The following is a 20,307-nucleotide window of genomic DNA, read 5'->3' on the forward strand; positions in this document are numbered from 1 at the left end:
TCTTTTTATCTTATTTGTCAATAGTTCATGTGTTCAGCAGGTTTGACCTGCTCCCGATGAAAATTATTTCGTCAAACGGCAATCGAATTGATAGAAAATCTTTACAACGATCCCAATACTACAGTGGTGCAACAAAGTAGTAGTCAATTTCAGGAAGGATTATTGCTATATAAGCAAAGACCCGATAAGGGATGAGGAATTACCGATTGCGTATCTTTTAAAATTATGGAACAGTACGGCATTAAAGAAGCTCTGGCTTATGATAAACATTTTGAGCAAGCAGGTTTTATGGCTCTATTACGGGATTAAGGCGATCGCAGGTCTAACTACCGAGAATATTAATTGGGGAGATAAATTTAACGTCAAGAACGATCTTATTATACCACAGGTAAGCTATAATCATAAGGAGAACTTTATTTTCTCAATATTTTGTTAGAACGTTATTTTGATTCTCATTATTAAAAACTTTAATACTATGACTAAAATTAATTTCTTCATTGATGGTACTTGGCTCTTCAAAGTTTGTAGTCCTAAAGCTGCCCTTTCATATAAAACTGATTCACCAGATTATCCATTCGTAATTGACTGGGAAAAATTGGACTTGGCTATTAAGGAGTATGTTGAGCAAAAAACCGAACTGACTCTTGAGTTAGGCGAGAAGTTTTTTGTGACTTCAATATTTTCCTTTCCTGATGACTTTAACGATTGGCAAAATCGCTTTTCAGATATTACAGAGGATCGAGTTGATAAAACCAAAAAAGTGGTATTTGCAAAAGAGAAGTTTACAGGAAAAGCACTTGATGCGGGATATTCAGATATGGGGGTTTTGCGACCTGAAATCAAGAAATGGATGATTCCCAAATTAGAAGATGGTTCTTACCAAGAGAAACAAGTAGATACTACATTAGTGGCTTTGTTGGTAAAATCAGTAATAACTCATCCAGAAGATTATCACGTAATCATTGCTGGTGATGCTGATATGATTCCAGCAATTCAAGTAACATATCCAGAATATACAAAGAACGTCTTGATTGTATCTACCCATCCTGATGAACTAGATGTAAATTGTAGGCAATCTTCATTTTCTTACTTCAATTTTACATTTGATTTACCACCCTTTTTCTTACAGGATAATACAGCCAAAATCATTTTAGGTAATTATATTTATAATTTTTGTGAGTGTGGTAAAATCTTCACGACTAAATCTCCAGTTCCAGTGAGGAGACAGCCAAGATGTAAAAATCATCGATAGAATTGAGCTTTGTCAAGCGCTCGCTTTCTCTTTTAAAAGTGCAATCGGCGATCGCATAACGATCGCCAAATCATCTGCTTGCATTCCCTTTTTAAAAACATTCTTGCACCGCGATCGCGCGATCGGGAAAAGCAAGAAGACTTGCAGACTGCTGACCTCGCAAAATGAGTTGACGCTGATAACCATTAGGTTGAAGATCTCGGAAAATATGAAGTTGCTGCGAGGTAATGTTAAAAACCCAGTAATCAATAATACCTGCTGCTGCATAGAGATCGGCTTTTGTGCCTAGATCGCGATCGATCGTCGTATCAGCAATTTCAATAATTAAATACACCTCATTTGGAGTAGGATGCTGTTCGAAATAAAAGTTTAGATTAGGATGAACAACAGCAATATCGGGCTCGGGTTCTGAGTAAGAATTGAGTTGAATCGGGACTTGGAGTCGTACCAAAACGCGATCGCCCAAACGATGTTCTAGCAATTTTTCAACATGCTTGCATAATGCACTATGAACAGGACCTTTAGGCATTTTCTGGATAATCTGTCCGGCAATCAGTTCTACTCGTTCATCTGCTCCCAGAATCCCAATTTCTGCCATTCGATGATAGTCAGCAGTGGTAATCAGCCGCAGATTAACAGGGGAAAGGAGGGTCGCAATCATAATTGGGTAAACCAAGAGATGATGCTTTATTTTAGCCGATCTCGTCGGATGCGTTAGCGGCAGCATTACGATCGCAAAATTATTTACTATTTCATGCTTATGAAAAAATAAGAATTGGTTGTGCGTTACATTTCATTAACGCACTCCACAGCGATTGGCAATCGTACTAAAATCACCTATCAAAAATATAGGCGAACAAATTCGCCGTATCGATTTTCTCCCCCGATCTGAAGAGGCAGGGCTATCAATCTCCACTCTTTTCCCCTATACATAATCGTTAGCCTTATAAGTGTTGGTTAATTCTGCGTAACTCACGAACACTGCATCCTGTTTTTTTTCGCAGCAGTGTCCTTAACGTAACACCGTCAAGATAACCAACAGTCTGAGCGATTTCTTCAACACTTGCATCGGTGGTCTGAAGACGATAAATTGCCTGCTCAATCCTTAAATCTTGGACAAGTGTCATGGGAGTACGTCCCAGAACTTCTCGACACCGACGTTGTAGAGTCCGTTCGCTAACTCCCATTGCCTTTGCTGCATCCGCCATCGTAAAGCTATTGAAATTTTGACGTACCCAATGCTGAAAGCGTTCGATTAGCGAGTCGTTATGAGCTAAATGGTTGGCTATGGCAAAGACAGCCTGAGAGGGTCGCCCATCAATCAAGATATAGCGAGATACCCACTGAGCGACCTCTTGACTATACTGACGGACTATCCACAGTGCTAAATCAATATGTGCAAGTGCCGCACCTGCCGTTACTCGTTGTTCTTGTACCACAAGCATTTGTGAGTCATCAAGAATAACGTTAGGGAAACGTTTACGAAAATCAGAGGCAAGCCACCATGAAGTCGTCGCACGTACACCGTCAAGTAAACCAATCGCAGCCAGAATGTAGGTACCGGTGCATGCCGCAGTGACTAAAGCACCAGATTGATACCAATGCTGAACGACGCTTTGAGCTTCAACCACATCAGAACGCTGAAGAGCTGCACTTAGCATTTCAGGAGTTCTATCTGCTAATGCCGGAATAACCACAAGATCGGGACAAGGCAGTGATGTTGCTAACACGGCTGAAACGCTTAGATCGAGACGAGTCTGTATTGATGGACGCACACCCGTAATCGTCACTTCAAAATGAAGCCTGTCCCCTCGATCTGATATAAGTTCATTTGCAATATCCAAGGTGTCCAGGATGGTTGTAAGTCCAGTGTCGAAAATATTGTCAACAACAAGAACGAAAATCCTCATGTCGGGAATGCTATCTTTATTGGCGTTTATGGCAATATGATAGTTGCTTTTCTGACCGTATACTAAATGCTGTGAACTCACCCATAACACGTTACCTTCACCCACAAGGTCTACATCCTATGCTGAGCCATGCACTTGTCGTTAAAATCACAGCAAAGGCTAAAGTGCAGGGGACGGGTGAACGTTTATTCTGACTTCCTGAGAAATCTAGCCCTAGGTTGACCTGAGTCGCTAGCAGTATCTAAAACACTAAGAGGATAAATTTCATGCAACAAGAAACAAAGCTCAAGTATTTAAAAATTTGCCTTTATGTATTTGGTGCTGTTTTCATTGTCGGCACCCCAGCGCTGATGCTACTCGGGCATCCCGGTTTTACTTGGAATCCAGCACAATCGGAATACGAACAGATGATTATAGGTATTTATATAATATTGGGAATATTTTTGGTTCGCGCAGCAAAAGACCCTATGGCGAATACGGGCCTTATCTGGTTCGCCATTTGGAGTAATATTGTTCATGCAGGAATCATGCTTGCTCAAGCTATCGTAGATGAAACCGAGCATGCAAATATGTTGGGCGATATTCCGGGGTTATTTCTGGTCGGACTTGTTCTTTGGTACTTAATCCCTAAAGGTGACAGCCTGCAATATTCAGAGGAATAAAGTGACTTTTGTTGGTTGTCAATTGCTGTATAGGCGATTAAAGTGGGGATGGTTTTAAAAGCCATCCCTGTTTTTTAGCAATTAGTGCGATCGCATCCCTTGAAATTCGACAATCGACAACAGATACAAATATTCAACGAGAAGAAATTCAATGCGATCGCGCAGACCGTCCGATCTGGGAAATTGCAGGATAATTATATGCTATGCGCGAACAAGAGCTACGATAGTGTTAAGCACTGAATTGTCCTGAAATTTTCTTGAGCGTCGCGAGCGTTATTGCCAGCTCCTCAATTGAAATCGGACTCGCACACTGATTGGCCCAAGGAATCTGGATGGCCTCCAGTTGCTCGTATGTGTTTTTGCCATTTGGTGTCAAAACAGCAAGTTGGGCGCGCTTGTGATTGGGATTATTTTGAAACTCAACTAGTCCTGTTTCACTCATGATGTTAACCAATCTTTGTACTGCCTGACGAGATTGCCCCATATTACGCGCAATCTGCGACACAGTAAGTGGAGTCTCAGATCGTGCCAACGCGCCCAGAATTTTCCATTTTGCACTGCTGAGTCCGAGTGGTGCCGCCATACGGTCTCCTTCCGTAGCTAGCAGGCCGCTCAGTTTGAACGATTCGATGACAATTTCTGTGAAAGTATGACCTTGTGCGCTGTGTTTCATGATTTTCTCCCAAACCAAATTTGACAACATGTTGTCAAAATGGCAATATGTTGTCAATGTATTCTATCGGAGTAATCGTCATGAAACAAGTCGTTCACCGCATTGCGGCCATAATTGCCACTCTATGTATCGGAACTTTTTTTATTTCGACTATTGTTGTCGAATTGTTCGGAAATAGCACAACGATCGTTACTGTCAAGGATCTAATCGTAATGCCAGGCCTGTTTATTCTTGTGCCTGCGATCGCGATCGCAGGCACAACGGGTTTTGCGTTCGCGACACAACGCAAAGGTAAACTGATCGATAATAAGAAGAAGCGCATGCCATTTATCGGTGCAAATGGAATTCTGATCCTGGTGCCAGCTGCGATCTATCTCGACCATCTCGCCGCTAACGAAAATTTTGGCTTATCTTTCTATCTGGTTCAAGGACTCGAACTAATCGCCGGTGGCATTAACCTTACATTGATGTCGTTGAATATTTACGATGGGCTCAAGCTGTCAGGACGACTACACCGCTTGAATCAAACGACTGTCTAATACCAAATCTAGTAGAACGATTGCCGATCGCGTAGGATGCGTATAGCCTTCGGCATGGCTTCGCTAAGGCTACAGCATAACTCATCGCAAAGCCTTCCTTTCTCAAAGTATTCTTGCACCGCGATCGCACACACTCAGTATTGAGTGTTGGCGATCGCTTTCACTTCTTCAATGGATTTTCGCTGCGATCGCATGATAGGATGGTAGTCTTGGAGTTAAAAAGCAAGAAGCAAGCATGACTGGCACTGTTTTAAACATTCCTCAAGCTGAAATTGAACGACACTGAAAGGCTCTACTATTTTTGCGATCGCCAATCTGGAGAAGTTTGGCAATTTATTGAAAAGCACTCATTTCTGACTGATTTACTGTTGGAAGTTCCAGACAAAGTAATGCAGTTTTTCCCCGATGTGTTTCTGAGTTTAAAAGTGATTATCGATCCGGAAAGTTCGTCAGAAGAAGATGATATATTGGGAATTGCGATCGCCTCAGAAATTGATGCGAAAGAGTCTGTCGATTGCTTAGAACAATTTGATGATGATTGGTGGTTAGAGGCTTCTGGGCGATCGTGCGATAAATTATCAATGAATTTAGAGTAATATGGAGTTAAATAACAAAAAATGGACTATTATAAAAATGATAAAAACGTAGACAATTATATTCGCGAATCAAAAGGATACGATGGTAGCTATTTGATTAATCAGCTTCATCCATTTTTACCCAAAAATTCCACAGTATTAGAAATTGGAATGGGTGAAGGTAAAGATTTGAAATTATTAGGTCAAAACTATCGAGTTATCGGTTCGGATGATTCAAAGATATTTATAAAAAAATATTTGGAAAAACATCCTGATTCTAACGTGCAGCATTTAGATGCAACATCATTGAATACGAATGAAGTCTATGATTGTATTTATTCAAATAAAGTATTGATTCATCTTAATCGAGATGAATTCAAAAAATCTTTGGCAAGACAATTTGAGATTTTGCAAGACAATGGAATAATTGTTCATTCATTTTGGTATGGTGATTCCATCGAAACCTATGGCGAACTATTTTCTGTAAATTATAATGAATATCTTCTGACAGATTATTTAAAAAATAAGTGGAATATTTTGAAAATTGAAAGATACAAGGAAATAGATGAAGATGATTCAATTTATATTATTGCACGTAAGGTGAAAAAATAAATGCCGTTTAATTCTGCGCTATATTGACAAACACCTATGTTACGCCATTACGGCGATTTGCGACAGCATAACGCATCGCTAAATCATTTGCGCGCCTTGCTTTTTAAAAGCATTCTTACACCGCAGATCGTATTTGCGCGATCGCCCTATTCTTCCTCATCCTCGGAATTTTCTTCAACCAAAAGCATTTCTATTGTTCGGCATTGTTTGAGTGAGAATTTGCAGATTCCATTGTAAAAATCTTGTTTAATGTGTCGAACCCACTCTGAAATACCCCAGTGCCAATCAGAGCAGTTAAATTTTTTTCTTCTTCTGGAGAACAGTTAAATCGTGCAGTCCATTCAGCATAAGTTGTCTTACTATTAGTTATTGGCAAAAGACGTAAGGTAGCAATGTAGTCCGTCACTGGCATCGGAGAATCTAAAATTGAATAAGTGCAAAAGCGATCCACATCGCTAAGCGCTAACAATCGTTCGCGTATATTTCCACCATCTTTAAGTTTAAAGTTTCTCACACAACCAATGCGATCGCTAGAGTCTCCATTTTCGATATAACTTTCAGCGATCGCGGGATGCCACTCGGGTAAGGCATTAAAATCGCGTATTTTTAACCACACCTCGTTGATGGGGGCATTAATAACAGAACTCACGAAAACTTGAACCATAATTTTTTCTCCTTCAGAAGAACGTAACAAGCAACCGAAACCTGAGTTATTTCTTGAGATTATTTTACCTCCTTTTGAGAGCAAGAAAAGAAACTAACGGAGATTCAATCCCATACTAAAAAGACGAAAACTTGTTTTTTGCCGCGATCGCTCGGCCTTTTCTTCTATCGTCTTCCCTTCTCAAAGCATTCTTGCACCGCGATCGCACAAACTCGTTATTGGGTTTTGGCGATCGCGTTCTCGTTTCGCAAGCGATCGCAGGGTTAAAAAAATTAACCTTGGAAATGCGAAACCGGCCTCTATCGGGGCCGGTGCGAAACGCAGTGCTTTAAAGCTGCTATTTCCTCTAGGTTCATTCTTTAGCGCAAGCCACTCTTCCTAGACATGATATAGACATCAGGCATGCCTGTTTTACCAGCACTGTTTGTATTTATCAGCTCATACACCATATTACCTGCTTTGTATGTCCATCGAGTCCATCGCCGAACAATCTGTTCTGAATAGGGAGGATCGTTCTCTGACTCAAAAATTGCTTTATCCTCAATCCCATATTGAATTTGAGCGCCCAATTGGGTCTGCAGAGCGAGCAAATTTCATATTACGGATGGAAAGAGATAACTTGAGAACTTCGATACATGCAAAATTGTGTAAATATAGAGTATTTGGGATGAGGTTGAATGGATAAAGTTGCAATACCGAGAATTATTTCTTTGCTTCCTGCTGCAACAGAACTTGTTGCGGCTTTGGGACTGACTCAATATTTAGTGGGTCGATCGCACGAATGCGATTATCCGCCAGAAGTACAAAGTTTGCCGATTTGTACGACGGCACGACTCAATAGTTATAAATCCAGTGGCGCGATCGATCGCGACGTGAAAGAATTAGTTAAAAATGCCCTGAGTATTTATGAAGTAGATGCCAATGCGATCGCGCAACTCAAACCCACTCATATTGTTACTCAAGATCAATGCGATGTTTGTGCCGTTAGCATGAGGGAGGTGGAAAAGGCACTCAAAACATTAACCCAAATTGAACCGCAAGTTATTTCGCTTCAGCCTAACAAATTAAGCGAAGTTTGGGACGATATTGAACGAGTTGGCAAAATCTTTGATATTCCCGTTCAAACGACTTTAGCACAATTGCAATTACGAATTGAACTCTGTCAGAAAACAACTCAATCTTTAACATTAGACAATGTACCGACTGTTGTTGCTTTGGAGTGGACAGACCCGATGATGGGAGCGGGAAATTGGATTCCTGAATTAATCGAATTGGCAGGTGGAAGACCTTTATTTGGGGAAACGGGAAAGCATTCTCCTTATCTTCAATGGGAGGAATTACAACAAGCCGATCCAGATATTATTGTAATAATGCCTTGCGGTTTCGGTTTGGCACGAACGCAAGTAGAATCACAGATTTTAAAACAACATTCGGGATGGAATGAATTAAAGGCAGTGAAACGCGATCGCGTTTATATTACCGATGGCAATGCTTATTTTAATCGTCCGGGTCCGAGGTTGGTGGATTCTGTGGAAATCTTAGCGGAAATCTTGCATCCGAGTTTATTTGAGTTTGGTTACATCGGGGCAGGTTGGGATTATTTTTAGAGAAGCGCGATCTTCTCACATCCTGTTTTCTTGTATTCGATGAATAAGTGATACAGTCCAATTGCTAAAGAGAGTTATCGGCATGACTGACCGATGAAGGTTAAAAGGTTAGCTTCTGAGCTAGAAATACTTATCTATTTTAGTGTATTCTTATTTACAGGGTTAAGTTTTTTTAAGAAATAGTCAATACTTACCGAAGTAAAGTATTTGTAATTTTAAGTGATCTTTTTGATCTCGATCGCACTGAAAAGTATATTATGATACCTGAAACTCAATTGAATTTCAGGTATCCCTAAGTTACTCGATCGCTTTATTTTTCGACAAGGCGAAGAGGTTGTTTTTGCCAATAAATCCTAATGTAGTAGGGCTTCTGAAGATATTAGGGATAAAGTGATTATTATACTTGAATGCTATTGAGATTAATAGATCGTGCCAACTCATCTTTAAGGAGTAATCTGTGGCAGATACTTACAAGGTGTTTCCTTCTATCGGCGTTGCCCGGCTTGGCAACAGTGAGGAAACCGATAACTACTATTACATTGCCCCCGAAACCAGTGGCGGCTTGCCCATTTTGCCCGATGGAGGAACGTTCACCGACAATGACTTCCGCGATAGTGTGGGTAACATGAAGCGTCAAGGGGCAAGGTTTCGAGTCTATTGTTTTCCAGAAGACGGTAGCGATCCTTATGAAGTTCTTCCCGGATCGGGAGCAACCATTGAATGGACTGTTCACTTGGCAAACAAAAAGTCAGCTTGGTATGAGTTTGAGCCGATAAAGGGAGAGGGAGTCTACCCCCCAACCACTTCATTACGCAATCCGGATGTCCCCTCCACGGAACGAGCAAACCTCATCACCGATCCAGGCCCGAGAACTTTGACAGGTCCGAGCCAATCTGCCTCTTTCAGTCGGACTTCCGATTCAGCAGGTTACGCGATGACCTTTCCTCCGGAAGGGTTACAGCCCTTTGCGATCGACACTTTGGGAGAAATCCTCACCGATAGTGACGGACGTTTAATTGTGATTGGCGCATTGGGACATTCAGGTACCGATCAAACTTATCCCCCCGCCGTCGATTTGGACTATGCCAATAACAACCATTGGTGGGACGACACAGCAGACGGCCCGGTCTCTGCCACTGTGGTTTTGTCAGATGGCACATCCATTGAAGCCGCTCCTGCTTGGGTCGTCTCTGTTCCTCCTGCCTACGTACCGGAAATTGTGGCTCAAATCACCATGTATGATGTCATGTATGATGTCGCGGTGCGGTACTTGGACTACCGTCCAGATATTTATAGCGGTGGTGAATATCAAGGTGGGGCAGATGGATATCAAACTCAGCGAGAGACAGAGATTGAAGACCTCTTGAATCGAGCCTTGCCGTATACTTGGGTGAGCACGGATCACTCTAGTTGTCACACTTTTAACTACGATAATTCAGGTCCTCTGTATGGCAGGATGCGCGGACCCACTCAAGTTAATGAGAATAGTTATTTGATGCCGTCATTGGCAGGAGATGGCTCGGCCAGCAGCATCATCGGTACTCCGGGCGAGAGCAAATATGTTGCGTTTACCGAAACCCAGATGTTCTTGGCTACTCAGTGGGATTCGGGCTATTTCACCACGGGCAATCCTCCGGAAGAAGCGGAGTGGGATCGGCTAACTCGTGCTGCTTTAGATAATTGTTCGGGAGCAGCCTTTGCCCCGGGTATTGAAATGACCTGGTTTTCCCGCCGACCGGAAATCTATGCCGAGGCTTTCCAGTTGAACAAACGAGACTATGACTATCCCCTCAGTACAGATGCAACACCTTTGGATGAAGGACTCGAGCCCGGTGATTTCATCAAGTTCATGGCAATCCCTTGGCAGGCAGATTTCAACGAATGTGCAGTTCAAGGTATTGATAACAAAAATGTTCACTGGTGGCCTGCCCAGAGGATGCTCATGGTCGATCGCGCAGATGGCACGAAAAACAACCCTTGGGCTGGAACTGACGACTCAAGCAATCCCAGCACCTATCTGCGGTTTGAGTTTAATACCGATATGGTAGAGGACTGGTCTGAACTTGGATTTGTCTTCAATACAGGAACATCAGGCACTCCTAATTTCATTGAGGTTCAGCGAATCTTAGACAGTACTCCAGCAGAGGAGTCGAAGCGTAAGTCCCGACCAAAACCCAAGTCGCCATCGCGCAGACGACGCTAGATAGCTCGATATTGGCATTCTCCCTGCCCGTTTCACGGCGGGGATTCCTCACCATGCCAAAATTCTGAGTTGAGTTGCGATCGCCCAATGGGGGTCAGACCAAAATCAATGAAGGCGTGTGGGCTCATGCAATCTCTCTACAAGGAAACAAGATTCGATCGTGGAATTGGATATTGCAATTATAGGTGGCGGACCCGCCGGAAGTGCGACTGCGTTAGCGCTTCTTAATCAAGGAAACTATCGGGTCGGCATTCTGGAAAGCTCAAGCCAGCCTGTCTTTCGGGTTGGCGAGAGCGTCCCCCCCAGTATCCAAGGTTTATTGGCTCGGTTGAGGGTGTTTGCTGACTTTGAACAAGGGAGGCATTTACCGGCGTTGGGGAATTGCTCGGCTTGGGGAGACGATACGTTAGGTTTTAATGATTTCTGGACTTCTGTGGGGGGACGAGGTTGGCATCTCGATCGCGCAAAGTTTGATGCTTCTCTTCTACAAGCAGCCGCAGAACGCGGCGCAACGGTATTGCGGGGAGCCCGGATCGTAGGATGCGATCGCGCTTCTGAGGGTCAATGGACTCTGAATCTCAACGCTCAAACCGGCAGTCCAACCCAGATTTCTACCTCCTTTGTCGTCGATGCGAGCGGTTCGCGCAGTGTTTTTGCTCATTGGCAAGGGTCTCGTACCGTTCGCATGGATAATTTATTGGGACTGGCAGGGATATTTTCCCGAGCAGGAACTGAGGCGGTCAAAACAGGCTATACCTTGGTGGAAGCCGTGGAATTGGGCTGGTGGTATGCGGCTCATTTGCCAGAGGATCGGGTCATTGTAACTCTGATGAGCGATCGCGATCTCATCCAACAGAAGAGGTTATCCCGTCTGGACGCATGGATGGCGGCACTCCGGAAAACCCATCACGTTCAAAAGCTGGTTCAAGGCGCAATCAACCCTCTCGAACTCGATATCCAGCCTGCATTTTCCCAATATTTGGACAAAATGAGTGGTGATGGTTGGCTTGCTGTTGGCGATGCTGCTTTCAAGGTGGATTCGCTCTCTTCGGCTGGCATTTATAAGGCATTGCGATCGGGGATCGATGCAGCTAAGGTTATTCAGCAATTTAGGGAAGGGCAAGAACAGGCATTGCTTTCCTATCATTTACAAACCCGACATCAGTTTGAATTATATTTAGACGATCGCCGCAAATACTATAGCCAAGAAACTCGCTGGGCATCCTCTCCTTTTTGGAAGCGCCGTCAGGGAAAGATTACACTGTCTCCAAAAACGGATCTCTATTTCCCATCATCTCCTCAAGCAACGGCTCGATTAAAACACTTGGATTGGCATCTTCCTTTTTGTGACTTGTATCGACTTTGCAATTTGTGCAATGCTTCTGATGATTCTCCTCGGCGTGCGAGTGAAGTTGTGGCTGAATTTCTGGCGCAAACCACGCAAAAACTCTCTGCTTACCGACCGATCGAGGCTTTGCAGTATTTAATCGAGCAGCAGGTCATTCAGACTGTTTGAGCTAAGAATAAAGGATGCAGCGATCGCATTCTCTGAAAGTGACAAAGAAGGGTATGCTTTATTGTCTGGTAAATTCGGGATTAGAGGTAACGCGATCGCTCCCTGAGAAGTCTCGATCCGCATAACTGAGGAGAAATATGAAGTTCAACACCTTGTTCAAAGTCTTTTTGGCGAGTCTACTCTTGATAGGTATTAATCTGGCCAGTCCCTTTCTTTATGCCGCCAACTCTGTTCCCCAAAATACCGACCTCAATGTCTGTGTCGCCCTTCAAAACCTGCCAGTCGCCCGAGAGAAAGCAGGTCATCTCATCCAGCAAATCCGGGCGGATCTCACACCAGTCGAGGAGCAGATTCGTAATATCCCATTACTCGCCGAGGTCGAAGCCGGTACCGCTTCCCTCGAACAGATCGCGTCTGTGGCTGCCGAACAGTATAGTATCATCCGTAGCGATTGGAGCAGCTTCGCCCAAATGACGGCTCGCTTCGACGACCTGCAAAGTCGTCAGTTCTTTGGGGGAATTGCTGCGGGTGAAGCCATTGCTCTGCAACTGCTGCTCGATTTCGCTCACAGTATTGGACTCGACGAGCAAGCTCTGATAAACTACGAACCGCGATCCAAAGGCCAAACTTATCCTTCACGTGTTGCTTGGATTGCCGCGAATGCTGACCGTGCTGCGGCTGGAGCTTCGTTCCTCGTAAACTTCCCGGTCTTCGGTGAGAATATGGGACGCTTGCACGATGCCCTCGTCAACATCTACGGTTTTTCTTCTAAAGAAGTGGCGTTTTTTAACTTCTTTGCCGCACCGATCCCCGGTTTCGAGGAGAACGCGATTGAGGTTATTGCGGCAGGGTTGCGACGTGGAGCCTGTCCAATGGAGACGAGGCGATCGGTACGGCTCCTTCAGTCTTACGAGTTGGATTTCTGGCAGGCAGTGGGCGAACCACTTGAGTCGCCTCTGCCTGTGGTTCGATAAGTGATGCCCCGAGCCAGAATACACATTGTTACTGCTTTGGCGTGGACAGAACTGATGATAGAGGCAGGAAATTGGCTTCTTGAATTGATAGGATTGGCAGGATTTTCAGCTTATCTGAAATGTTATACTACAATTGCGATATAGTTACAAATTATTCTGTGAGAATGAAAAAGAGGCATTTCAATGATTTTGGCAAATAAAAAAGTAAGTTTTTTCTGTACGTTATGAACGGTTCTTTTTTTGAAGGCAATCGCTTAAATGCCAAGCACGCCGGCTGGCTTTCAATATTCGGAATGAATCATTCGTCCATTAAAGAAGAGCTTCAACTTTCTCATGTTGTAAGATACGATCCAAGCTCGGAAGCGATTGAGTTTTTACCTCTTGAAGAATTTAACCCTTTGCGATCGGATAATTATATTGAGTTTCAGACAGGTCCTCTGATTCTCAAAAACAACCAACTCGCGGAAAAATATATCAAGGAATCAATTAATGGGCTAGGCAAATATAAACGTACTTTATTGGCTTATACCAACGATAAACAAAAATATTTCATAATTACAAAAGAAGTCGTTTCCTTAGATAATTTAGGGAAATATCTGCTAACCTTACCTATTTTTTCAGGAAAAATATTAAATGTCATTAATCTTGATGGTGGTCCATCTGTTGCTTTATATTCCAAGAATTACCCAGAATTGAATTATAATGAAGAGGATAGATTACCAATTTTATTGACTATAGACTAAAAAAATAGCAGACGCATTCATGATATTTCCGAGTAGAGGCAAGGCATGCTTTGCCTCTACAAGATAACAGAAAAATATCTTCAGCCAACTCAAAAAGCCCTCAAACATTGAAATACTGCACTGGATGACCCAAAAAATCAGAACGTCAATTTTAGGTAAACTGGGAGGTTAAAGCGCGATCGCAACGCGAGTCCGCAGGATATCTTGCTAAAAATCCTCATGCCTTTAACCCCCAATCTCTCGGCGCTCTCTCCCGATAATCTTCCCTTCGATCTCGCGCTACTCCCTCAACCCGCCTATATTGTAGGGGGATGCGTGCGAGATGCCCTTTTGGGGCGCAAACATCCCTATTTTGATGTGGATCTCGTTTTGCCAGTCGATGCGGTGGAAACAGCACGACGAATCGCCGGACACTATAATGCCGGATTTGTGATTTTAGATGAAGTGCGACGCATTGCCCGCGTAGTCTTCGAGTCGGGAACCGTCGATTTTGCCCAACAGATGGGGAAGAACTTAAAAGAAGACCTAAAACGACGAGATTTTCGCATCAACGCGATCGCTTACAACCCTCGCACGGGAAAATTCATCGATCCTCTCAAAGGGAAAGACGATCTCGAAAATAAAGTCATTAAAGCGATCGCCAAAGCCAATCTCGAAGACGATCCCTTACGTCTCTTGCGTGCCTACCGTCAAGCCGCCCAACTCGACTTTACCATCGACCCGAAAACCCGCAGTTTCCTCGGGCAACTTGCACCCAAACTCGGTCAAATTTCTGCCGAACGGGTTCGCCAAGAGTTAAACTACTTGCTCGCGGAAGAGAAAGGCGATCGCTGGCTGCACGCGGCTTACGCAGACGGCGTACTCCCCATTTGGCTCGAGGATGCGACAGAAGATAGTATCAAGCAAATTGACGAAATCGATCGCATTGCTTGGTTATTGGGGAAAATTTGGGCAGATTTTGAGGAACGATTGCATCTTCGGGTGGGGAATAGTACCTCGGGTTTGAGTTTGGCTAAATTAGCGTCCTTAGTTTCTCCCGATCCAGAAATTGCGCGATCGCAGTTGGAAACCCTCACTTATTCCCGCACCGAAATTCGCGTCGTGTTGACCATTCTCGAACATCATCTCCCCATTCTTTCCCTCGCTAACGCCCCCATGAGCCGAGAAGACCAGTATTTTTTCTTTCAGGAGGTGGGAGACGTTTTCCCCGCTTTAGCCGTGTTTGGAGTTGCCTTGGCAGCTTGTCGGGATATTTTACGAGAAACCCGAGCCACCAGTGCGATCGCCCCCTTAGTCAATGCCTATCTCGATCCCGATAATCAAGTAGCGCATCCCACTCCTTTAGTCACGGGAAACGATCTGATACGCCATTTGGGGTTGCGTCCTTCCCCCGCGATCGGCAAACTCCTCATGCAACTGCAACTTGCCCGCATTACCGGCAAGATAGCCACTCCAGAAGAAGCCTTAAAATTAGCGGCAACTTTAATCGCCTCTCCATCGTCTTTTCAATGAACAATGAACAGTAAACAGCGAACAGTCCATGCTCGATATTCAATCTAGAATTTTACCGATGGTTGCATCTTCCAGCCGTTTTTTGGCGATCGCGGCGATCGCGGTCGTTTCTGTCTCTCCAGTCGTGCGATCGGCAGATTTCACAGAGGAAGGGGAACGAATTTTCATCAGAAGTTGTATCGCTTCCTTCAATAATTCTCAATTCACCCAAGAACAAAAACAGGGGATTTGTCAATGCGTTCTCGATGGCTTCAAACAAGATAGCGTCAGTAACGAAGACCATACTAATTTTATCGCCAACTCCAAAGACCCGTCTCAATGGTCTCCCAGCATTCGCCGCGTCATGAGCAGTTGCGCCCCAACTTAGAGAGAGGAAAAGAGAGGGGAGAGAAGAAAGAATTAACTCACCCCTCATTAAATTGTTCGAGGGATAACTGGTGACTGGTTCGATGCGCGTTCCCTTGCGTCTTACGCCGACGCGGGGTCGCATCGCTGGTGACTGGTGACTGAATTATCCCCCTAGCGTGGATTTCTTTTTGAGGGAGAAGCCGATAAGATAGCGAAGCACGTTGCTCGATAAACGCGAATGTCCGAAACGCCTCTAACTTCTTTAACTTTCCCTGCATTACCCCGACAACGCCCGCTACTGGCGATCGGTCATGGCACCCGCAATGAAGCAGGACGACAGACTTTTATTGATTTTGCGAAAGCATACGAGGCGATCGATCCTTCTCGTCCCGTGATTCCCTGTTTTTTGGAGCTTACCACCCCGAGCATTCAAGATGGAGTCGATTATTGCATCGAACGAGGTTACTCGGAATTATCGGCGGTTCCCATTCTCCTATTTGCGGCTCGTCACAACAAGTTTGATGTGACTAACGAGTTAGACCGCGCCCGATCGCGTCATCCACAATTAAAATTCCACTACGGGCGACATTTTGGCATCACTCCCAGTATTTTAGATTTGTGGAAAGAGCGTTTGGCAGAATGCGATCGCCCCGAGAAAAATCCGCACCAAATTCCGCGATCGCAAACAGTGCTGTTATTTGTGGGACGAGGCTCCAGCGATCCCGATGCCAATGGAGATGTTTTCAAAATGGCGAGAATGCTCTGGGAAGGAAGCGAATATAAAACCGTAGAAACCTGTTTTATTGGCATCACTCACCCGCGTTTGGAGGAAGGGTTTAACCGCGCTCGCCTCTACAATCCCCAACGCATTATCGTGTTACCCTATTTCTTGTTTACTGGGGTTTTGATGGAGAAAATCTTCCATATTGCTGCCCAACAACAGGAACAATATCCCGATATTGAGATTACTTGTTTACCCGAAATGGGCATTCAACCCCAGCTTTTACGATTATTACGAGAAAGAGAAATAGAAACGCAACTCGGTCAAGTGCAAATGAATTGCGAAATGTGCAAGTTTCGTTTGGCTGCGGTGGATGGATCGGAAAATGGACATCATCACCATCACCACGGTCACGACCATAACCACGACCATCCTCCGGTAGATCCCTATGCTGATGTAGAGCAGTATCATGGGAGAATTTGGCAAGTCCCGTAAGAAAAGGCTGAAGAAATGACGGAAGCACAAGGTTTGGAAATCGATGCAAAGGTGCGTTTAGTCGCACAACCCCCTTATTTTAAAACCGCCGAACCGATGCCGATGTTGCGCCCTCCTGATGTCGTCCGCGTGGGAGAAGAAGGGACGGTGTGCGATCGCCGTCCGGGAGGATATTGGGCAGTCAAGTTTGCACGAGGGACTTTTTTGGTTGATGCTGAATATATTGAGGCGATCGCACCTTCAACTGAGGAGGAATAATCTAATTTTCAGGGATTTTACGCTCTTTTTTGACAACCCGCGATCGCTTTAATACTCAGAGCAAAAACTGCGGTGAACAGGGTCAGAATTCCAGATACCCAAAAGGACAGAGTATAACTAAAACTCACCAAAACTCCCGCGATGGCGGGGCCGATCGCGTTGGAAATACTGAGATAAGACGAGTTAATACCGAGAATTTCGCCTTGTTCGCGATCGCTGCCTTGAACTGAGAGAATAACATTAATTAAGGGCATGGGAAACGCATTAAAGGCACTCAGCAAGATTCCGAGGAGGAGAAAGGCAGTTAAGGAAGGAAATGCAGGCATAAAGAGGAAAACAAGTCCTCGTCCTGCCAAAGCGACGAATAGAATTAAAGCGAGGTTGAAGCGTCGGGTAATGGGTTCTGTGGCGAAGATTTGTGTAATCACCCCGACGACTCCCACGAGGGTAAAGAGGATGGCGAGTTCTTTCGCACTGCGACCGAGGACATTGAGAAAGAAGGGCTGCAAGGCAAAGGTAAAAATAGTGAAGGTAAAACCGCTAAAAAAGGTGAGCAGGAAAATACGACCGATTATAGGACGACGAACTGAAGTGAGGATTTTGCCAAAGCCAAAAATTTTCCAACTGAGATGCACTTTTTGCCGTTGGGGGAGGGTTTCCGGAAGGAATATCCCTGTGAGTGCCGTGGCGATCGCGGCGATGACAGCCGCAACGAAAAAGCTCATTCCCAAGGGAGTTACCCCGGGAAAAGAGGGCAAACTTTGAGCAAAGTAGCTAATGGCGGGTCCGGTCATAAAGCCCAAACGAAAGGCTGCATCGAGAAGTCCGAAGGCTTTGGGGCGTTCTTTGGGGGTGGTGGTATCGCTGACGATCGCACTGGCAATGGAGGTATTCCCCCCCGTTAAACCGTCGAGGATGCGGGCGAGAAAGAGCAAACTCACAACAGGAGTAAAACTGGCGAGGAGGTTAGCGGCGACGGTTCCCAAAAGACTGACAATCAGGACGGGTTTGCGTCCCCAAAAGTCGGAGAAGCGCCCGAGGATGGGAGTCGCGAGGAATTGTGAGATCGCGAAACCCGTAATTAAGAGACTGGCGTGAAAATCGCTGAGGCCGAATTGCTTGGCGTAGGGGTAGAGGATGGGAATAAGAATGGTGAAGCTGACGGCATTGATGAAGGCGATCGCGGCGACAATCCAAAATCGGAGAGGTAAGTCAAAGAATCCTTTCAGGTTTCGCATGAGAGGGCTGTTTTTGGGGTCTTGGCTATTGTTTCATTTTGTGGCGCGATGTTGTTGGATTGGTGCGATCGCGGGTTCTCCTTGACGATTAAATCCGTCGGTGCGATCGCTTCTTTTCTTTCACCGGACTCGACCAATATCCCCGCACAGTCCCTAAAATTTGATTGAGCGTGTGGAGTTGATCGGCAGTTCCCATACAAATTAACAAATCTCCAGAACGTAAAAGGGTGTCTCCTGTCGGACCGCCAATGAGTTCGCCATCTTGACGGTGAATGGCCAGCACTAAAGCCCCGGAATGCGGTCGCAAATTTGTTTCTCGTAACGTTTTCCCTAAGTGAGGACAGTGTTCCTCATCTAAGAAAAATTCATCTAAATAGAGCGATCGGTTCATCCCAGTAATAATGCCATCGACAAAATCGATCGCACTGGGACGCAGTGCCGCCGCCGCTAAACGCCGCCCTCCCGTAATATAGGGAGATACCACCGCATCGGCTCCGGCGCGTTCTAGTTTGGTAATCGCTTCTTCACTATTGGCACGGGCGATCGCGCGAATGCGAGGATTTAATGTTTTTGCCGAGAGAATGGTATATAAATTCTCTGCATCGGACTGCAAGGCCGCGACCAAACAGTCCGCGCGATCGATCCCGGCAGTATAAAGACAATCATCGTGAGTCGCATCCCCCTGAATGACGGTATAGCCCTGTTGTCGCGCTTCGTCTAAGGCTTCTGGTTGAGAGTCGATAATGATAAACGGGACGTGTTCGGCGGCAAATTCTAAAGCAATTTGGCTTCCCGTCCGTCCGTAACCGCAAAGAATATAATGATGTTCGAGCATTTCAATCGATCGCTTTCGTTGTCTTCGTCGCAACCCTTCTCGAAAATACCCTTGAATCATCGCTTCCGTAAAGCGGTTGGCGATATAACCAATAACAAAAATACCCATTAAAATTAGGGCAACGGTAAAGATACGAGAGCGATCGCTTAAAGGTCTAATTTCGCCAAACCCTACGGTAGAGAGGGTAATGGTGGTCATATAAGCCGCTTCCGTCCAAGACCATTTCTCGATTAGGGCATACCACAAGGTTCCTGCGACGAAAACGCCTCCCAACCCCGCAAAACCCGCAATTAATTGTTGTTTGAGGCGCTGATATTTTCGTTCAAAATTGTACATACTGGGGGGTGAAGTTAGGATGCAGGCACGTCCTTTTTATTTTAATTTTTCTTTAGCCAATGTTGTATCCCTTTGCGGGTAGGTTGTCCGGTAGAGTTAAATGTCCAAATGGATCGCTTGTGTTGGGGTCCGTAGCTGATATGAAGGGGGCGTTTTTCATTGTAGTAATATAAGGAATCAAAGGGTAAATGCTGCTCTAAAATCCAATCAATAACAGTATCGCTGGTAACATCCTCAATGAAGAAATCACAAGCAGAGCCGAGGCGATCGCAGTAATATTTCCCATTACGATTTTTTTCGAGTGCCATATGTTGGTCGAGAGAAGGGGTAACGCGCCCATTTTTTTCACCTGTCAGGGGATCTTTTTGATTGAGATAGCGTTTTAAATCGGAAGAGCAAAAACCGTAAGTCAGGTGGAATTTTTCGAGACTGAAACGATCGATAATCGGGTCGATAATATAACGATTGAGATCTGCGATCGCGGTGATGCTTTCCGGGTTTTTGGGAAAAGGTACAATCTTGACGGCATAGTTTTGATAGGTCTTTGTACAAGTACAAAACTCGTATAATGTCAAGTATTTACCAAGGAAAATTTCTCGTTCGTTTGTTGTCATGGTTGCAGAATTTAGTGCGA

23 protein-coding genes are annotated in these 20,307 nt (G+C 44.8%); 15 read left to right on the top strand and 8 right to left on the bottom strand.

The genetic code is table 11. The annotated features are described in order from the left end of the window. Positions 1 to 475: 475 nt before the first annotated feature. The gene (locus AC6RV6_RS15420) at positions 476 to 1,252 is read left to right on the top strand and encodes a hypothetical protein (protein ID WP_500241759.1); all 777 of its coding nucleotides are present in this window, start codon (positions 476 to 478) and stop codon (positions 1,250 to 1,252) included. Between the two features lie 91 nt (positions 1,253 to 1,343). Here the strand turns inward: AC6RV6_RS15420 and AC6RV6_RS15425 are convergent, their stop codons facing one another. Then, complete coding sequence (locus tag AC6RV6_RS15425) at positions 1,344 to 1,913, bottom strand: Uma2 family endonuclease (RefSeq protein WP_500241760.1); 570 nt, start codon at positions 1,911 to 1,913, stop codon at positions 1,344 to 1,346. A 283-nt stretch (positions 1,914 to 2,196) separates the two neighbouring features. Continuing rightward, positions 2,197 to 3,267, bottom strand: coding sequence for a GlxA family transcriptional regulator (locus AC6RV6_RS15430; RefSeq protein ID WP_500241761.1), 1,071 nt, complete (start codon positions 3,265 to 3,267; stop codon positions 2,197 to 2,199). Between the two features lie 161 nt (positions 3,268 to 3,428). Here AC6RV6_RS15430 and AC6RV6_RS15435 point away from each other — a divergent pair, with 161 nt between their 5' ends. Next, positions 3,429 to 3,824, top strand: coding sequence for a DUF6632 domain-containing protein (locus AC6RV6_RS15435; RefSeq protein ID WP_500241762.1), 396 nt, complete (start codon positions 3,429 to 3,431; stop codon positions 3,822 to 3,824). Between the two features lie 229 nt (positions 3,825 to 4,053). Here AC6RV6_RS15435 and AC6RV6_RS15440 read toward each other — a convergent pair whose 3' ends face one another. Beyond that, positions 4,054 to 4,497: a MarR family winged helix-turn-helix transcriptional regulator gene (locus tag AC6RV6_RS15440; RefSeq protein WP_500241763.1), complete on the bottom strand. Its 444-nt coding sequence runs from the start codon at positions 4,495 to 4,497 to the stop codon at positions 4,054 to 4,056. 80 nt (positions 4,498 to 4,577) lie between these two features. Between AC6RV6_RS15440 and AC6RV6_RS15445 the strand changes: the two genes are divergently transcribed. The 3 genes from AC6RV6_RS15445 to AC6RV6_RS15455 all read left to right on the top strand — a co-directional run bounded on the left by AC6RV6_RS15445 (position 4,578) and on the right by AC6RV6_RS15455 (position 6,223). After that, positions 4,578 to 5,036, top strand: coding sequence for a hypothetical protein (locus AC6RV6_RS15445; protein WP_500241764.1), 459 nt, complete (start codon positions 4,578 to 4,580; stop codon positions 5,034 to 5,036). Between the two features lie 272 nt (positions 5,037 to 5,308). Further along, on the top strand, positions 5,309 to 5,632 hold the full coding sequence (locus AC6RV6_RS15450; protein WP_500241765.1) for a hypothetical protein: 324 nt from the start codon (positions 5,309 to 5,311) through the stop codon (positions 5,630 to 5,632). Between the two features lie 21 nt (positions 5,633 to 5,653). Next, the gene (locus AC6RV6_RS15455; RefSeq protein WP_500241766.1) at positions 5,654 to 6,223 is read left to right on the top strand and encodes a class I SAM-dependent methyltransferase; all 570 of its coding nucleotides are present in this window, start codon (positions 5,654 to 5,656) and stop codon (positions 6,221 to 6,223) included. Positions 6,224 to 6,413: 190 nt separating this feature from the next. Here the strand turns inward: AC6RV6_RS15455 and AC6RV6_RS15460 are convergent, their stop codons facing one another. Continuing rightward, entirely contained in the window at positions 6,414 to 6,887 is a 474-nt protein-coding gene (locus AC6RV6_RS15460) for an SRPBCC family protein (protein ID WP_500241767.1), read from the bottom strand. A gap of 131 nt (positions 6,888 to 7,018) precedes the next feature. Between AC6RV6_RS15460 and AC6RV6_RS15465 the strand changes: the two genes are divergently transcribed. The 8 genes from AC6RV6_RS15465 to AC6RV6_RS15500 all read left to right on the top strand — a co-directional run bounded on the left by AC6RV6_RS15465 (position 7,019) and on the right by AC6RV6_RS15500 (position 15,809). Next, positions 7,019 to 7,219: a hypothetical protein gene (locus AC6RV6_RS15465; RefSeq protein WP_500241768.1), complete on the top strand. Its 201-nt coding sequence runs from the start codon at positions 7,019 to 7,021 to the stop codon at positions 7,217 to 7,219. A 345-nt stretch (positions 7,220 to 7,564) separates the two neighbouring features. Next, complete coding sequence (locus AC6RV6_RS15470; RefSeq protein ID WP_500241769.1) at positions 7,565 to 8,494, top strand: cobalamin-binding protein; 930 nt, start codon at positions 7,565 to 7,567, stop codon at positions 8,492 to 8,494. A gap of 457 nt (positions 8,495 to 8,951) precedes the next feature. Then, entirely contained in the window at positions 8,952 to 10,697 is a 1,746-nt protein-coding gene (locus AC6RV6_RS15475; RefSeq protein ID WP_500241770.1) for a LodA/GoxA family CTQ-dependent oxidase, read from the top strand. Positions 10,698 to 10,857: 160 nt separating this feature from the next. After that, positions 10,858 to 12,213 carry an NAD(P)/FAD-dependent oxidoreductase gene (locus tag AC6RV6_RS15480; RefSeq protein WP_500241771.1) on the top strand — a complete coding sequence of 452 codons (1,356 nt, stop codon included), beginning with the start codon at positions 10,858 to 10,860 and terminating at the stop codon, positions 12,211 to 12,213. Positions 12,214 to 12,350: 137 nt separating this feature from the next. Then, positions 12,351 to 13,187 carry a thiaminase II/PqqC family protein gene (locus AC6RV6_RS15485; protein ID WP_500241772.1) on the top strand — a complete coding sequence of 279 codons (837 nt, stop codon included), beginning with the start codon at positions 12,351 to 12,353 and terminating at the stop codon, positions 13,185 to 13,187. A 224-nt stretch (positions 13,188 to 13,411) separates the two neighbouring features. Beyond that, complete coding sequence (locus tag AC6RV6_RS15490; RefSeq protein ID WP_500241773.1) at positions 13,412 to 13,930, top strand: phosphodiester glycosidase family protein; 519 nt, start codon at positions 13,412 to 13,414, stop codon at positions 13,928 to 13,930. 219 nt (positions 13,931 to 14,149) lie between these two features. Further along, positions 14,150 to 15,442, top strand: coding sequence for a CCA tRNA nucleotidyltransferase (locus tag AC6RV6_RS15495; RefSeq protein ID WP_500241774.1), 1,293 nt, complete (start codon positions 14,150 to 14,152; stop codon positions 15,440 to 15,442). A 28-nt stretch (positions 15,443 to 15,470) separates the two neighbouring features. Then, positions 15,471 to 15,809, top strand: coding sequence for a hypothetical protein (locus AC6RV6_RS15500; protein WP_500241775.1), 339 nt, complete (start codon positions 15,471 to 15,473; stop codon positions 15,807 to 15,809). Between the two features lie 37 nt (positions 15,810 to 15,846). On the opposite strand, the gene AC6RV6_RS15505 is transcribed toward AC6RV6_RS15500, so the two are convergent. Further along, on the bottom strand, positions 15,847 to 16,068 hold the full coding sequence (locus tag AC6RV6_RS15505) for a hypothetical protein (RefSeq protein WP_500241776.1): 222 nt from the start codon (positions 16,066 to 16,068) through the stop codon (positions 15,847 to 15,849). On the opposite strand from AC6RV6_RS15505, the gene AC6RV6_RS15510 reads away from it, so the two are divergent. Beyond that, positions 16,029 to 17,006 carry a sirohydrochlorin chelatase gene (locus AC6RV6_RS15510; protein WP_500241777.1) on the top strand — a complete coding sequence of 326 codons (978 nt, stop codon included), beginning with the start codon at positions 16,029 to 16,031 and terminating at the stop codon, positions 17,004 to 17,006. The genes AC6RV6_RS15505 and AC6RV6_RS15510 overlap by 40 nt on opposite strands. A gap of 15 nt (positions 17,007 to 17,021) precedes the next feature. Then, positions 17,022 to 17,264, top strand: a complete 243-nt coding sequence (sipA, locus tag AC6RV6_RS15515) for a regulatory protein SipA (RefSeq protein ID WP_500241778.1) — start codon at positions 17,022 to 17,024, stop codon at positions 17,262 to 17,264. A gap of 17 nt (positions 17,265 to 17,281) precedes the next feature. On the opposite strand, the gene AC6RV6_RS15520 is transcribed toward sipA, so the two are convergent. The 3 genes from AC6RV6_RS15520 to AC6RV6_RS15530 form a co-directional block, all read right to left on the bottom strand. Next, positions 17,282 to 18,502 (bottom strand): MFS transporter, encoded by a 1,221-nt coding sequence (locus AC6RV6_RS15520; protein WP_500241779.1) that lies wholly within the window; start codon positions 18,500 to 18,502, stop codon positions 17,282 to 17,284. A gap of 88 nt (positions 18,503 to 18,590) precedes the next feature. Further along, positions 18,591 to 19,673 carry a potassium channel family protein gene (locus AC6RV6_RS15525; protein ID WP_500241780.1) on the bottom strand — a complete coding sequence of 361 codons (1,083 nt, stop codon included), beginning with the start codon at positions 19,671 to 19,673 and terminating at the stop codon, positions 18,591 to 18,593. Between the two features lie 41 nt (positions 19,674 to 19,714). Beyond that, positions 19,715 to 20,287, bottom strand: a complete 573-nt coding sequence (locus AC6RV6_RS15530; RefSeq protein WP_500241781.1) for a hypothetical protein — start codon at positions 20,285 to 20,287, stop codon at positions 19,715 to 19,717. Positions 20,288 to 20,307 lie beyond the last annotated feature (20 nt).

The organism is Spirulina sp. LEGE 11439, from assembly GCF_059821285.1.

Excerpts from the sequence above, each read along its gene's own strand:
- AC6RV6_RS15455 (WP_500241766.1), top strand. The coding sequence starts at position 5,654 with ATGGACTATTATAAAAATGATAAAAACGTAGACAATTATATTCGCGAA.
- AC6RV6_RS15495 (WP_500241774.1), top strand. The coding sequence starts at position 14,150 with ATGCCTTTAACCCCCAATCTCTCGGCGCTCTCTCCCGATAATCTTCCC.
- AC6RV6_RS15530 (WP_500241781.1), bottom strand. The coding sequence starts at position 20,287 with ATGACAACAAACGAACGAGAAATTTTCCTTGGTAAATACTTGACATTA.
- AC6RV6_RS15490 (WP_500241773.1), top strand. The coding sequence starts at position 13,412 with ATGAACGGTTCTTTTTTTGAAGGCAATCGCTTAAATGCCAAGCACGCC.
- AC6RV6_RS15485 (WP_500241772.1), top strand. The coding sequence starts at position 12,351 with ATGAAGTTCAACACCTTGTTCAAAGTCTTTTTGGCGAGTCTACTCTTG.
- AC6RV6_RS15505 (WP_500241776.1), bottom strand. The coding sequence starts at position 16,068 with ATGCAGGGAAAGTTAAAGAAGTTAGAGGCGTTTCGGACATTCGCGTTT.
- AC6RV6_RS15435 (WP_500241762.1), top strand. The coding sequence starts at position 3,429 with ATGCAACAAGAAACAAAGCTCAAGTATTTAAAAATTTGCCTTTATGTA.
- AC6RV6_RS15525 (WP_500241780.1), bottom strand. The coding sequence starts at position 19,673 with ATGTACAATTTTGAACGAAAATATCAGCGCCTCAAACAACAATTAATT.
- AC6RV6_RS15440 (WP_500241763.1), bottom strand. The coding sequence starts at position 4,497 with ATGAAACACAGCGCACAAGGTCATACTTTCACAGAAATTGTCATCGAA.
- AC6RV6_RS15470 (WP_500241769.1), top strand. The coding sequence starts at position 7,565 with ATGGATAAAGTTGCAATACCGAGAATTATTTCTTTGCTTCCTGCTGCA.
- AC6RV6_RS15510 (WP_500241777.1), top strand. The coding sequence starts at position 16,029 with ATGTCCGAAACGCCTCTAACTTCTTTAACTTTCCCTGCATTACCCCGA.
- AC6RV6_RS15460 (WP_500241767.1), bottom strand. The coding sequence starts at position 6,887 with ATGGTTCAAGTTTTCGTGAGTTCTGTTATTAATGCCCCCATCAACGAG.
- AC6RV6_RS15500 (WP_500241775.1), top strand. The coding sequence starts at position 15,471 with ATGCTCGATATTCAATCTAGAATTTTACCGATGGTTGCATCTTCCAGC.
- AC6RV6_RS15520 (WP_500241779.1), bottom strand. The coding sequence starts at position 18,502 with ATGCGAAACCTGAAAGGATTCTTTGACTTACCTCTCCGATTTTGGATT.
- AC6RV6_RS15425 (WP_500241760.1), bottom strand. The coding sequence starts at position 1,913 with ATGATTGCGACCCTCCTTTCCCCTGTTAATCTGCGGCTGATTACCACT.
- AC6RV6_RS15445 (WP_500241764.1), top strand. The coding sequence starts at position 4,578 with ATGAAACAAGTCGTTCACCGCATTGCGGCCATAATTGCCACTCTATGT.
- AC6RV6_RS15420 (WP_500241759.1), top strand. The coding sequence starts at position 476 with ATGACTAAAATTAATTTCTTCATTGATGGTACTTGGCTCTTCAAAGTT.
- sipA (WP_500241778.1), top strand. The coding sequence starts at position 17,022 with ATGACGGAAGCACAAGGTTTGGAAATCGATGCAAAGGTGCGTTTAGTC.